This is a genomic window from Nostoc sp., assembly GCF_036917555.1.
GTDB lineage: Bacteria > Cyanobacteriota > Cyanobacteriia > Cyanobacteriales > Nostocaceae > Nostoc.
This window is the reverse complement of record NZ_JBALDD010000020.1, coordinates 18,261-31,197: the sequence shown is the minus strand read 5'-3', so window position 1 is coordinate 31,197 and position 12,937 is coordinate 18,261. Positions and strand designations below refer to the sequence as shown.

Here is a 12,937-nt window from a genome sequence, read left to right as displayed (position 1 = left end):
GATAAACAATAAAAACTTTCATGATTGCTTCTTAATTTTAAAGATTAAGTAAATCTGGGATAATGAGTATCACTTTTGTGAAGATAAATTTAATTTTTTTATTTATATTATGATATCAACTTGCAAATTGCTACAAGTTCGTTGACAATTTGGCGTTTGATTTTTTCACTTTGGATATCCAACCTTTGTATGAGTTCAAAATTTCTGAATAGGGAACTATGGTTTCAAATATTAGCTCAGATAGTGAAGGTGAGAAGCAATGGGGAAAAAGTTTGTGCAGAGTTTTGGCAATATTTTCCCTCAAGATAAATTCAATAAACAATCCCATAGTCGAGGGAAACGCGTTATCCCCAAGCTCAACTAAGGCGTGAGCATCTCGCTTACGGCGAACAGTAAATTGTTCAACAACCTCCCCAATATTGTCAGAATACTCGTCTAAAAGGTTGTCAAATAAGACAACATCTTCAAGTGCTGCATTGCAACCTTGACCAATAGAGGAAGATACGGCATGTGCTGCATCTCCCAGAAGTAGGACACTATCACCTTGGTGATAACGGTTACAACGAATTGTTAAAATTCTTGATATAGGTCTAGTGAGGAAAGCTTCAGCTTCTTCTCTGGGCATCATCTGATAAACTTCTGGGAAATTCTTTTGAAAAAATGTGAGAACTTCTTCTGTATTGGAAAGATTAACTATCTGATTTTTTTTATGGAGAAATAAAACGACTCCACTCATGCTTCCATCTTGTTGATGTAATAGTACTATCAGCGTACTATCGTTTAGTATCCAAGAATGAATTTTGCCTTGTTCCAGGTTGATACCTGAATTTTCATTGGGACGAGGCAGGAAAATCGATTTATAGTCATTAGGGACATATTTCTGCTGGCATTCAAAGTTTTTTGTAGCAAAAAAATTCTCTCTTATCTGAGAATTTGCTCCATCTGCACCTATTAATAGGTCATAGTCAACAGTGAACTCATGTTTTCCTTCAATCACAGAGGCTTCCACAACATTTTTCAATGTTACTGTCTTTGCCACCAAATCCACAGAAGTACATTGACAGTTAAAGTTCAGGTTGAGTTTACTCTTGTCGTACTTTTGATTTAAATTTTCTAATAGCACAATTGCCAGGCTAGTGCGGTCAAGTGTAAAGAGAGATTTATTTCTTGGCGTTAACCGTGTCTTACCATTTTTTTGGTGAAAAATCGTTCCTGTCACCTCCAAACTTCTGGATTTGACCGCTTCCTCTAAACCTTCAATTTTTCTTAAAGCTCTCATTGCTCTTTCGTTCAGAGATATAGGGAAGGTTCTGGATGTAGAGAATGAAACAATTCTAGGGTCGCTGCGACGTTCATAAATGTCGATTTCGTATTTGTCGCCACGACTTAACAAGTAGTGAGCAAGCAGAAGTCCGCAAGGTCCAGCACCTACAATAACTACTTTTTTGACCATAATTCTATGACTTCCGCATTAGTTAAATAATCATAATACTTAATACCACTAAAAATTTTTACATCCTCTAATACATTTTTCATTGGTCTTGAGAGGGATATAGTGACAAAGCTTCGGAAATATGCAATCTCATCTGCTCATCCCTAATCTACTACCACAGACAATTCACCGCGTCAAACTCACGTTAAATTAGATATAGGGCGTAAAAAAATAAACTAAATGAAAGCGATGTCTAACGACAAGCCGCAAGGCGTCTGCGCTTCTGATTTTGCATCTATCATCGGCGAAGAAAACGCTGTTTGTCTTTGGGAAAATATCGAACTCAGTCAGCAAAAACGTATTCAACAGGCTATAGCTTCTGGAAAATCACCCACTTGTATTGTCTATCCCCGCAGCCAAGAACAGCTAGCCGCAGTCATTGCCACCGCTCACACAAACAACTGCCGCGTCCTCCCCTGTGGTAGTGGTAGTAAACTCACCTGGGGCGGTTTAGTTAAAGGCATTGATGTTGTAGTTAGTACAGAACGCATCAACCAATTGATAGAACACGCTGTTGGCGATTTGACTGTCACAGTAGAAACTGGGATGAAGTTCTCCGATTTGCAAGCACTTTTGGCAAAATCGCGGCAATTTCTCGCCCTTGACCCCACAGCACCAGAGTCAGCAACTATTGGCGGTATTGTTGCCACAGGTGATACAGGTTCTCTGCGGCAACGTTATGGTAGTGTGCGCGACCAGTTACTAGGTATTACCTTTGTCCGTGCTGATGGACAGATCGCCAAAGCCGGGGGAAGAGTAGTTAAAAATGTCGCCGGATATGACTTGATGAAGTTGCTTACAGGGTCTTACGGCACATTAGGCTTTATTAGTCAACTAACTTTTCGCCTGTATCCGCTAGCAGAGGCATCGGGGACGGTGGTACTAACTGGTAAAGCTGAGGCTGTATCTGAAGCGGCTGATATCCTTCGAGGTTCGGCGTTAACACCAGTTCAGGCTGATTTACTATCAACTAAATTAGTGTCTAGTTTAGGATTGGGTCAAGGACTAGGATTAATTGCTCGCTTTCAAAGTATTAGTGAGAGTGTTAAGGAACAGTCAAACCGAGTTTTGGAAGTTGGGCAAAAGTTGGGCTTAGATGGGGCAATTTTTGCCGATGGTGATGAAGCTAATCTATGGCAAAGATTGCAAGAACGAATACATACTAGTGCTACAGAATCAGTAATTACCTGCAAAATAGGAGTGTTACCTACTGCTGCTATGGAGATTTTGACCCAGGTGGAGTTGGGTTTAATTCATATTAGTAGTGGTTTAGGTTTGTTACAATTAGAGAGTAAAAATCAAGTTTTGAAAATCCGCGATCAGCTAGGCTCTGCTGGAAGCGATGCCTACGGCGGGCTGCGCCTACGCACTCAAGCGAATAAAGGTTTTTTAACAATTCTGTCAGCACCAGTTGCGGTTAAAGAACTAATAGATGTTTGGGGTTATACGGGGAATGCTTTGCCGTTGATGCGCCGTATTAAGGAACAGTTTGATAGTAAGAATATTTTAAGTCCTGGTCGGTTTGTTGGTGGAATTTAAGAAATAAACTGCAGATACACAGAGGACGCTGAGATAGAGAGGGGAAAGGGAAAAATATGCAAGTTTCAAAGAATTCTGTTAATAATACGGCTAGTTTAAAAAATTTAAAGGGGTTTGATGTTAATCATCCACCTGATCCGAAGTTGATTGATAGTTGTGTCCATTGTGGATTTTGTCTCTCGACTTGTCCCAGTTATCGGGTACTTGGCAAGGAAATGGATTCTCCTAGAGGACGTATCTATTTAATGGATGCAATTAATGAGGGTGAAATTGCCCTCAATACGGCAACAGTAGAACATTTTGATTCTTGTTTGGGCTGTCTTGCTTGTGTGAGTACCTGTCCTTCTGGTGTACAGTATGACAAATTAATTTCTGCAACTCGCCATCAAATCGAACGAAATTATCCCCGCAGTTTACCAGATCAATTTTTTCGTCAACTGATATTTTCTCTGTTTCCTTATCCCAATCTTTTACGGGTTTTATTAGTTCCGTTATTAGTTTATCAAAAATTGGGGTTGGCTAAATTCTTTCGGGCTACAGGTTTACTGAATAAAATATCGCCTCGTTTGGCAGCAATGGAATCAATTCTGCCAGAAATTACTCTCAAATCTTTTCAAGATAATTTCCCTACTGTGATTCCTGCTAAAAATGAAAAGCGGTATCGCATTGGGATGATTTTGGGTTGCGTCCAACGACTGTTTTTCTCACCCGTGAATGAAGCGACAGTGCGAGTTTTAACGGCGAATGGTTGTGAAGTTGTGATTCCCAAATCTCAAGGTTGTTGTGCAGCACTTCCCGAACACCAAGGACAAACAGAACAGGCCAAAGCTTTAGCAAGACAAATGATTGATAGTTTTGCCAAGACAGATGTAGATTTCGTGATTATTAATGCTGCTGGTTGCGGTCATACTTTAAAAGAGTACGGTCATATTTTAGAAGATGACCTAGAATATCGGGAAAAGGCAAAGGATTTTGCAGCTAAGGTTAAAGACGCTCAAGAGTTTTTAGCAACTGTTGGATTAACAGCAAAACTATCGCCACTGACTGATAAACCATTGAATTTAGTTTATCAAGATGCTTGTCATTTATTGCACGGACAAAAGATTAGCGTCCAACCGCGTCAGGTGTTGCGACAAATTCCAGGGGTGAAGTTGAGAGAACCAATAGATGCAGCTTTGTGTTGTGGCAGTGCCGGGGTTTATAATATGCTGCAACCAGAAGTTTCTGAAGAATTGGGCCAGCAAAAAGTGCAGAATTTGTTGAATACTGGTGCTGAGTTAATTGCTTCTGCTAATCCTGGGTGTACTTTGCAAATTACTAAACATTTGCAGTTGCAAGGTAAGAAAATTTCAGTTATTCACCCGATGGAGTTGTTAGATTATTCGATTCGCGGTGAAAAGTTGAAATTGTAGATATTTTTTGTAGGTTGGACATTTTGTCATTGATTTTAGAGCAAAGAGCTAAAACTACGTTTTTAAGACTTTCCTTGTTCCCAGTCTCCGACTGGGAATGCATTCATTGAGTCTCTGACTCAATATCTGACTAAAGGCAGCACTCCAAAGGAATGAGTAATACAGAAATACCCAATTTCTTTTACTTGGTAGGCATAGAGACTTCCCAAATTCCTTGATTTCCACCATATTCTAGAACATAAATTTTATTGCCAATAATCTCAGCATCAATGGGATTACTAAAACCTGTGACAAGGCGCGTAGCGTTAAGTTTATAGTTAGTATTTCCTACTTTAGTTAACTTTAAATGCAGTAGGTCTTGGCTGGCATCTTTAAAAGGGCCTATTAGTGTTTCGCCAGTGGGGTCGCCTGGTGTCCAACTCAACATAAATCCATCTCTGTTGAATTCTCGACTCATTACTCCTTGTGTATCAAAAACTAATCCTAAAGGAGAACGGTGTGTTGTAAAAGTGCTGAAACTTTGTCCAAGAACACTGGCATCTTTGATTTTTCCATCTACAGGATCGCGGTAATTATCTGCGTCCGGGCCAAGATTAGGAATTGGTTCAATCAAATTTCCAGTAGGTCGAATAGGAAAGGTTGGATCGTTACGATAGTAACCTTTTTGGATGGCGTTAAATTGAGGGCTTAACAATCGGTCAGTGGCAGGATTATAATTGGGAAATTGTTGGGGATTGTCTGTGCCACCAATACGCCAGGGAAAGCCGTAATTACCACCTAAACTTAGCCAATTTAATTCTTCTGACATGTCGCGATCTGGGCCATTTTCTGTACCAAACAAATCCCCATTGGGTGCAAAAGCCATATCAAAAGTATTGCGTATTCCTTCTGCAAAAATATAGCCAGCTGTCTTTAAGGTTGCTCGATTGTTTGCCAGAAAAAGATTGTTGCCATTACTAGGAAGACGGAGTATACAGGCGGTTAATCCGACTTCACGAGTATTGGGATATAGACCATCAACAGACTGAATCTCACCATGATCGGTACGAGAACCGCTATTCACATAGATAAAGTTACCATCCAAGCTAACAACCACACCGTTGAACTGATGGTCATAAGCTGTTTTGCTTTTGGGATAACCTGCACTCTGAGCTAAAATAGACCAGATACGCTGTCCTGTACTCGAATTAATTACACCTTTAACAATAATTGCTTTAGTTTGGTTATTCACAAGGTCTACATTGCCAACTAAATAAATTGTGCCGTTAGGGCCAATGGCTATACCTTGAGTTTCACTTAAATTATGATTATTAGAATTGTACACAAGTGTTTTAGTAGAAGAGTCTAAATCGACTTGATAAATCTCACCATTTAGTTTGAGGTAATAGAGGGTATTGTTTCGTGGATCTTTTACAATCCGAACTGAAGGAGAGACTGATAATGTATTAATAATATTGCGGACTTTAATATCAGAACGCAGGGTTTGTGGTACAACATTTACTCCAGTAGTGCTATGATTTAATAAAACTATTGTAAATAACAGTGTTATTGTAAATAACAGCGTTTTAGTAGCAAACTTACCGATAAACCTGCCTTTCATATAGTTAGATAATTTAGTGTTATTCATGATTTTCTTAATAAAATAATCAGTTAATTTTGGAAATAACTCTTCATAAGTTTAATATTGATTAATTACAACCGTAAGTTTAAATACAGATATTTTTGCTAACCTAATTAATACCAATACACTGAGAAAATATTAGTTATTGATTTGGTTAGTTTGATTATGTGAATGATAATAAGTAATTGGTTCAAAATTAATCTGTTTTAATTACTTATTTTTACCAGACTTTTTGATTTTCAACTCTCATATAATTATTTATTATCATGAATGAAAGGTTACGTCAAATCCTTTACCAAATCTTAAAAATGTAAATTCTTTAATTTTTAGTACTGTTAGAAAAATTTGTAACCTTTAATTAAGCTTTGTGAAAATATACTATTTTTTTTAGTAAAGATTACAAGATTTTTTAGCTGAATACGACATTTTTGTTAAGTTAGGTTTCAATATAAATTTTAGTTTGGAAAAAAAATACTTTTCTATTAATGAAATACATCTGAAAATATATAAGTTAAATTTATAAATTATCTAAAACATTTTGAGCTTAATAACAGTTAAGCTTTACATAAATTTTATATAGTTATTGTGGGAAGAAATGCCCCAAAAAATGAATCTAAACGTCAATTCCTTGTTCTTGTAAACTAACAGTGTGTTGAAGTGTTAGGCATAATTGTTTCTTGAAGATTTACGCCGCTGAGGTTAGCTCCCCGAATGTCGGCTCCTCTAAGGTTAGTTCCTTTGAGATTCGCCCCTGCCAGATTCGCGCCTCTAAGGTTAGTCCAACTTAAGTCAGCTTGACTCAAATCAGCTTCACTTAGGTTAGCCCGCAATAGGTATGCACCACTGAGGTGAGCTTTGGTCAGATTAGCTTTGTATAGGTCAGCTTTGTAAAGATAAGCCCCTAAAACTTCTGCTTCGTACAAACTCGCCTCGCTGAGGTCAGCCGCAATCAAGTTAGCTTCAATAAGGTTGGCAAAAGATAGGTTAGCCCGAATCAACTTAGCTGCACCTAAATCGGCATCTCTCAAGTTAGCGCCTTTTAAGTCAGTGCCAATTAGATTAGCAGATGCGATCGCAGCGCCTCTAAGATCCACCTGACTCAAGTCAGCTCCAATCAAATTTGCATGACTCAAATCTGCCTGCATGAGTATAGCGCCACTCAAGTTAGCAACACTCAAGTTAGCTGCACTCAGGTTAGCTTCATTCAGGAAGGCTCTATAGAGGTTGGCACTACTGAGGTCAGCACCACTGAGGTTTGCCCGCACAAGTAAAGCATTACCCAAATCAACTCTTCTCAAGTTTACCCCCTGGAGGTTTGCGCCTCTAAGGTTATCGCCTTGCAAATTAGCCGCGCTGAGGTCTGGTTCAATCTGGGGATTTTTCTTTCTCCACTCAATCCATGTAACTGCACCTGCTTTGAGTAAAGTTAGATGCTCTCGATTTACCATTTTCTCTCCTTTACTCCTGACGCCCACCCAGAAAATTTACCCGACCAGCGACACTTTCAATGGCCGTTAATGCTCCCGCTGCTCCTGCTAGAATATCCTGTTCTTGTCCACCTAAGTAAAGCCGTCCAAAGCTACCTACAGCTTGAACTTCAAGAATGTTAATCCTCGCTGCTTTCTCTGCTTCATTGGCAGCCAGTGCGGCATAAGCAGCAGGCTCCACTTCTAATACATACAGCGTTTGACCTGCTAGTAGTAGCTGTCCCCGGCGCGTGCGATTAATCAGTTGTGTTTGATAAGCATCGATGTTGCGGATAATCTGACTAGAAATAACACGCGGTTTCAGACATTCCTCTCTTTTGACTCCCAGGGCCGCCAAAATAGCTTGACCAGCAGCTCTGGTTTCGCCTTGGGAGCTAGAATGAACTTCTAATAGTCCGTATAGTCGTTCAACTACCTGTACTCCCGGACGGACAGAGGCAGATTTCAGGGCTATATCCGTAATCTTATTAATTTCGATACCAGGAGAGATTTCAATCCACAGTGATGTATCTCCTGGTAATGGTAAGAAGCCTTGGGCTACTGTTCCCATATATGCTGCATGTTGAGGTTGCAGGTTGTCGAGAAATACGAAACTGCGTAATTCTATGCCCAAGATTTTGCTCTCCAGTCGTGAGGGTAAAAGTTATCTATATACAAGATATAAGCGCCTAACTTGACAATATAGGGTATAAAGGAGCGCAAAATCCGTTTAACGGATCTACACCCGTGTGTCAATTGGCAATTATAGAAGCTAATGCTTATTTAGAAGACCATCGTCGTCGCAGGATAAAATCTACTTTGATCGGACGACATAATTTTTATTTAACACAGCTGCTTTGTAAACATCTTGACCCTTTTACATTACCCCAGTTTTACCCCAAATATTTCCCCAACATCTCCCAACTGGAATCACAAGGATTAGATACCAATGAATATGGCTTTTTTTAGCTCAAGTTGTTTTTCCTAAAGTATTTTCATCCCTATCCTGCCAATTAGGTAAATAAGCAGATACAAAGCACTTAAACACCTTGCTGTGGTTTGGGACAGGCTTAACGGACTTTTTCGGCGCGATCGCCGATGTTCAGGAGGAAGGGCGATCGCAATTTTTCTGGTTTATCTATCAGGTACTGGGCAAGTCCCCTTCAGGTAAGACATTATCTATGCTGAGTACCCACGGTATACCTTTGTCAATTGGAGAACTGACAGTAATTTTAGCTCTATTGGCAAACTGTTTTAAGCGATCGGCAAAGTGGGGAACAGTTTTCATGATATTGCGATAACTTTCCATATTATTACAAATCAGGATCAACGTCAAAACACCACTATTGATTTGGAAATACCAATGACAACTCGATAACAAAATCCGTGTCATGCGATCGCACGATAGGAAAAAGCTTTTTTTGGTTGCTTCTTCAAGCTGTCTGAATAGTATTTCACTCAGCTTGATTGTTTGAGGTGAAGGCAAATCATCTGGATGTAGGCATGGTTGATTCATAAGTTTTTAGCAAGCTTCAAAAGTAACGAAGCTGCGGTGAAGATTAGAAATTATGATTTTTTGCAGATTGAATATTGCAGAAAAATCGAGTTTACTAGGTTATTCTTCTTGAGTAACAATCCACAATAACTCTAACCACAACTGGGGATAAGCTTGCTTGAGATTTGAGAGGGGATCGCGCATCAAGTTATTGGCATTCAAGCAAACAATTTCAACTAGCCCCAAGTATTCTGCCACTTCTTTGAGTAGGTTTTTTTGTTCTACTACAGCACTAATTAGTCTATCAGGGCAATAAATACCAATGTATTTCGCATGGCGGATGCATGTTTTTATATTCACTCTTGTCAAGTGAGGATGAGGATTGATTATCTTCACATAACATTGGCTTAACAGGTTCCATACCCGTGGGTGAGTGTGTTCAATAATTACGTTAAATTGCTGGGCTAAATCTTCTTCGGTAATCATTACTCTCTCCATTACTTTGTTGCCATCTGTTGCATACTTTAGTAAATACCTAATTGATTATGCAAAAATTTAAAACAGCAATTCTTTGCTGATGCTATGTGCATATTTACTTTAGTCAAATAGGTAATTTTTCGTCAGGGTAAAATTTACCCCAAAGAACTCTCATTGGTTGGTATGTTTTCTACTGTTTGTATTACTCGCCTATCAAGCATCAAAGCTGAAACTAATCTCTAAAACTGTATTAAATGCTACTTTTTACCAATTTAGTTGGTAAAAAATTGCTACTAAATAAATGCTCTGTTTATTGGAATTTGGGGCTTTTAAGCCAAGATAACAAGTAAAAAGCAAACACCCGCCAAAATAATTTGCGCTTCGCAAGCAAATTGGCCATTTCTGTGATAGTCTTTTTATATGGGGAATCAAGACAGCGAAAGCACAAAAAGTCTTCAAAGAGAAATGATATAAACTCAAAGACTAGACTTTCGCCTTGGCAGATATTTTGTTAAATCCGCTACGGCTTTTTGAAACCAAGAGACAAAGCCAATGAAGCAGGATAGTGACCTCCGTAATAACTTGAAGTCCATTAGAACTCGCTTAGGCATGAGCCAACAAGATTTGGCTAACATCGCTAATGTGACTCGTCAAACTATTAGTGGTGTAGAGTCGGGGCAATATGCTCCCTCAGTAGCCATAACACTTCGCTTGGCCAAAGCGCTTGGCTGTCAAGTTGAGGATCTATTCTGGTTAGAGCGGGATTTACCTGAAATTGAAGCTGTTCTTGCCAAACCTGTTCCTAATGGTCAGCAACTACGAGTTAGCATGGCTCGTGTGGGAGGACAATGGATAGCTTATCCCTTAATTGGCAAGGATGCTTTTCGCCAAGATATGATTCCGGCTGATGGTGAAAGCATTAGCCAAACAGGTACAAATAAAGTTCGAGTCAGGCTACTAGACGATAATCTCGACACACTTCACAACACCGTTGTGATTGCTGGTTGTGCCCCTGTGATTTCGCTATGGGCAAGAGCCACCGAACGCTGGCATCCCCAACTGCGAGTCCAATATAACTTTGCCAATAGCATGGCTGCATTGCACAGTTTATGCAGAGGTGAGGCGCACATCGCGGGGATGCATTTGTACGATCCTGAGACTGGTGAGTATAATACTCCCTTTGTTCGAGATGTTCTGGCTGGCAGGGAAGCAGTTCTGATTACCCTTGGTGTCTGGGAGGAGGGACTTTTATTGAAGTCAGGGAACCCAATGGGAATTAGAACAGTTACTGACTTAGTGGCAGGGGAAGTGACTATTGTCAACCGCGAAATAGGTTCCGGTAGTCGGATGCTTTTGGAACAAACACTCCAAAAAGAGCAGATACCGTTCAATGCTGTTCAGGGTTTTGACAATATACTCAAAAATCACCAAGATGTTGCCCAAGCTGTAGTCAGAGGAATTGCCGATGCTGGTATGAGTACAAGCTCTGTAGCTACCGCTTTTGGGCTGGGATTTATCCCTTTAAAACAGTCACGATATGATTTGGTGATTCTCAAGGAATATTTGGAAGAAGCACCTGTACAGCAGTTGCTCAGTACTTTGGGACATCGGATGGTTCACTCCCAATTTGAAATTCTCGGCGGTTACGATATCAGCAAAATCGGAGAAGTTGTAGCGACTGTTTAGAGTGGATTGCAATGGTTGGTTGTGTGGTTTAGGGAAAACTTGGCGTAAATTTAAATCCTGCTGCAACCACTCTTTAGGTATGAGCAACCTTCAGGAGATTACAACAACTGATGATGCTGAATTCGTAATTCGGATTGAATTTAAGTTTCCGGCTTGGAATTTGTAGCTTTCTTTTTTCCAATTGGTATTACTACCGCTAGAGAAATCATTTGAGTGAGCGGATGGTAATACTTGCAATATCCCTTGAGTGATGTTTTATCGCTCTAGCCATTAGTCAGAAAAAATAATGACTAATGGCCAACGAAAACTGACCAAAACTTGAATATGTTATGGATTCGGACTCTTTTTGCTGTAGAACGAGCGCCTCCAACGACGTTTTACATAAGGTCACTGCTGTAATTTTACAGTGCGAGTACCTCCAGCACTTTGTGCCAACGCCTCATAAACCAAAAGACCCACCAAACAAACAATTACAGGATCAATCATCATGTCCGACGAAAAAATTAGACAAATTGCTTTTTACGGTAAAGGTGGTATTGGTAAATCTACCACTTCTCAAAACACCCTTGCTGCAATGGCAGAAGTGGGTAAACGCATCTTGATTGTCGGATGTGACCCTAAAGCTGACTCCACTCGTTTAATTCTGCACTGTAAAGCCCAAACCACCGTGCTGCACTTGGCTGCTGAACGGGGTGCTGTGGAAGACATCGAACTCGAAGAAGTGGTAATTACTGGCTTCCGGGATATCAGATGCGTGGAATCTGGTGGCCCTGAGCCTGGTGTAGGTTGCGCCGGTCGCGGTATCATCACCGCCATCAACTTCCTCGAAGAAAACGGCGCTTACTCAGATGTAGATTTCGTATCCTACGACGTATTAGGCGACGTTGTATGCGGTGGTTTTGCGATGCCAATCCGTGAAGGTAAAGCCCAAGAAATCTACATCGTTACCTCCGGTGAAATGATGGCGATGTTTGCTGCTAATAACATCTCTCGTGGTGTTCTTAAGTATGCCCATACTGGTGGCGTGCGCTTGGCAGGTCTAATTTGTAATAGTCGTAATACTGATAGAGAAGACGAACTGATTAGCACATTGGCGGCCAGATTGAGTACTCACATGATTCACTTTGTTCCCCGCGACAACATTGTGCAACACGCAGAATTGCGCCGGATGACTGTCAACGAGTATGCACCCGATAGCAATCAAGCTAATGAATACCGGACATTAGCAGACAAGATTATCAACAATACAAATTTTGCCGTTCCCACACCTATTGAGATGGACGAGCTAGAAGATTTGTTGATTGAATTTGGTATTCTCGAAAGTGAAGAAAATGCTGCAAAACTGATAAGTGCCGCCAACGCTCAAGCAGATGGTGAGAAGAAGCTAGAAGACGCTCAAGGCGAAGCACTAGAAGCACTGAAAAAAGGAAACGTAGAAATAGTTTCTGGTAGTTAAAAGAAATAAGGTTCTTTGTCTGACTCAGGTGCTAAATACAGAGTAAATATCAGGTGGGCTATTTTGCCCACCCTCTCACCAAAACAGTTTTGAGTGCTGAGTAACATTAGCGGATAGCTAAGGTTTAGCCCGTGCTGAGTAAAAAGTAAAATTAGACCGACTAAGCATCAAATTAGTTTTGAGTAGCGAATGACTCGGCTGAAAGTGGGAAGATTCATTAGTACTACTTATTCATTACTTCTTACTCAGGACTCAGCACTCATTACTCCTAAAAAATCCTTTAAAATGGAGGT

At 40.1% G+C, this 12,937-nt stretch carries 11 protein-coding genes; 5 read left to right on the top strand and 6 right to left on the bottom strand.

The features are described from left to right. Nucleotides 1-130: 130 nt before the first annotated feature. Nucleotides 131-1,453, bottom strand: a complete 1,323-nt coding sequence (locus V7K60_RS06930) for an FAD-dependent oxidoreductase (protein ID WP_334924073.1) — start codon at nt 1,451-1,453, stop codon at nt 131-133. Nucleotides 1,454-1,672: 219 nt separating this feature from the next. On the opposite strand from V7K60_RS06930, the gene V7K60_RS06925 reads away from it, so the two are divergent. Then, nucleotides 1,673-3,031, top strand: a complete 1,359-nt coding sequence (locus V7K60_RS06925) for an FAD-binding oxidoreductase (RefSeq protein WP_334924071.1) — start codon at nt 1,673-1,675, stop codon at nt 3,029-3,031. A 56-nt stretch (nt 3,032-3,087) separates the two neighbouring features. Further along, a complete protein-coding gene (locus tag V7K60_RS06920; RefSeq protein WP_334924069.1) occupies nt 3,088-4,443 on the top strand; it encodes a (Fe-S)-binding protein in 1,356 nt (451 codons plus the stop codon). Nucleotides 4,444-4,624: 181 nt separating this feature from the next. Here the strand turns inward: V7K60_RS06920 and V7K60_RS06915 are convergent, their stop codons facing one another. The 3 genes from V7K60_RS06915 to V7K60_RS06905 all read right to left on the bottom strand — a co-directional run bounded on the left by V7K60_RS06915 (nt 4,625) and on the right by V7K60_RS06905 (nt 8,164). After that, entirely contained in the window at nt 4,625-6,070 is a 1,446-nt protein-coding gene (locus V7K60_RS06915; protein WP_334924067.1) for a PQQ-dependent sugar dehydrogenase, read from the bottom strand. A 635-nt stretch (nt 6,071-6,705) separates the two neighbouring features. Beyond that, the gene (locus tag V7K60_RS06910) at nt 6,706-7,512 is read right to left on the bottom strand and encodes a pentapeptide repeat-containing protein (RefSeq protein WP_334924066.1); all 807 of its coding nucleotides are present in this window, start codon (nt 7,510-7,512) and stop codon (nt 6,706-6,708) included. A gap of 10 nt (nt 7,513-7,522) precedes the next feature. Next, a complete protein-coding gene (locus V7K60_RS06905; protein ID WP_334924064.1) occupies nt 7,523-8,164 on the bottom strand; it encodes a hypothetical protein in 642 nt (213 codons plus the stop codon). Nucleotides 8,165-8,286: 122 nt separating this feature from the next. Between V7K60_RS06905 and V7K60_RS06900 the strand changes: the two genes are divergently transcribed. Continuing rightward, on the top strand, nt 8,287-8,499 hold the full coding sequence (locus V7K60_RS06900) for a hypothetical protein (protein WP_334924062.1): 213 nt from the start codon (nt 8,287-8,289) through the stop codon (nt 8,497-8,499). Between the two features lie 172 nt (nt 8,500-8,671). Here V7K60_RS06900 and V7K60_RS06895 read toward each other — a convergent pair whose 3' ends face one another. Both V7K60_RS06895 and V7K60_RS06890 read right to left on the bottom strand, forming a co-directional pair. Further along, nucleotides 8,672-9,046, bottom strand: coding sequence for a hypothetical protein (locus tag V7K60_RS06895; RefSeq protein ID WP_334924061.1), 375 nt, complete (start codon nt 9,044-9,046; stop codon nt 8,672-8,674). Between the two features lie 99 nt (nt 9,047-9,145). Continuing rightward, entirely contained in the window at nt 9,146-9,511 is a 366-nt protein-coding gene (locus V7K60_RS06890) for a hypothetical protein (RefSeq protein ID WP_334924059.1), read from the bottom strand. Nucleotides 9,512-10,054: 543 nt separating this feature from the next. On the opposite strand from V7K60_RS06890, the gene V7K60_RS06885 reads away from it, so the two are divergent. Together V7K60_RS06885 and nifH are read left to right on the top strand one after the other, a co-directional pair. Next, complete coding sequence (locus V7K60_RS06885) at nt 10,055-11,188, top strand: substrate-binding domain-containing protein (protein WP_334924057.1); 1,134 nt, start codon at nt 10,055-10,057, stop codon at nt 11,186-11,188. Between the two features lie 487 nt (nt 11,189-11,675). After that, the gene (gene nifH / locus V7K60_RS06880; protein ID WP_334924055.1) at nt 11,676-12,644 is read left to right on the top strand and encodes a nitrogenase iron protein; all 969 of its coding nucleotides are present in this window, start codon (nt 11,676-11,678) and stop codon (nt 12,642-12,644) included. Nucleotides 12,645-12,937 lie beyond the last annotated feature (293 nt).